At 68.1% G+C, this 832-nt stretch carries 2 pseudogenes; both read left to right on the plus strand.

Features of this window, described 5'->3' with window-relative positions:
- Positions 1-152, plus strand: a pseudogene (locus ACFQEU_RS16925) (asparaginase); the annotation flags it as partial.
- 192 nt (positions 153-344) lie between these two features.
- Positions 345-832, plus strand: a pseudogene (locus ACFQEU_RS16930) (hypothetical protein); the annotation flags it as partial.

Below are 832 nucleotides of genomic sequence, written 5' to 3' on the forward strand. Positions count from 1 at the left end.
ACGGAACGCCCGGCGGGGCGGTGACGCTGGCCGACCACGGGGTCGTCTTCGCGAGCGATCTCCCGGCCGCGAAGGCCCGGGTCGGACTCGCGCTCGGGCTGGCGGCCGGACTGTCCCGAGAGGAGCTCCCCCGGTTGTTCGCGCCGAAGTAAGGGAGGCGTGTCCCTGAGAGGCGCGGTCGCACTCGAGTATGTAGAGCAGTATCGTGTGAACCGATATCGTGTGAGGCAGTATCACGCGAGAATGACTTCCGAGATCCGGCCGCTGTCCATCGATCTCGGGAAGCACAGAGAGTTCTTTGTGCTTACACGAAGCCCTTATGTATCCCTCACGTACCCGTAGGTATGAACGAGATCACCCGACGAACGGCGCTGTATGGCATCGGAACCACGGCCGCGGCCGCCGCGCTCGCCGGCTGCGTCGAGGACGGCGACCTCGACCCGGGGACCGGGAACGGCGGCGACGAAAACGGCGGCGACGGGAACGACGACGATCTCGGAGGGGACGTGACCGCTGTCGAGACCGAGGTCCACCAAGTCGGGCGGGCGCTCTCGGGGCCCGCGTGGCGACACGACGACCGGGTCGGGACCGGGCTGTTGATCACGGAGCCGGGGGACGCGAGCTGGATCTACGACGAGGCGGACGAGGAGACCGTGGCGTTCCTCGAGGCGACTGATTTCGAGGAGTCGGTCATCGCGTACGTCGAGTCGGTCGGCCCGACGACGTGTGACTCGCTGATCGAGTTCGCGGAGCTCGGCGTCAGCGACGCGACGCTGGTCGGGAACGCGGCGGTCGCGAGCACGGCCGACGACGCCGACGGCGACGTCGCCTG

The sequence above is a fragment of the Halorubrum tibetense genome (genome assembly GCF_042661865.1).
Classification (GTDB): Archaea; Halobacteriota; Halobacteria; order Halobacteriales; family Haloferacaceae; genus Halorubrum; species Halorubrum tibetense.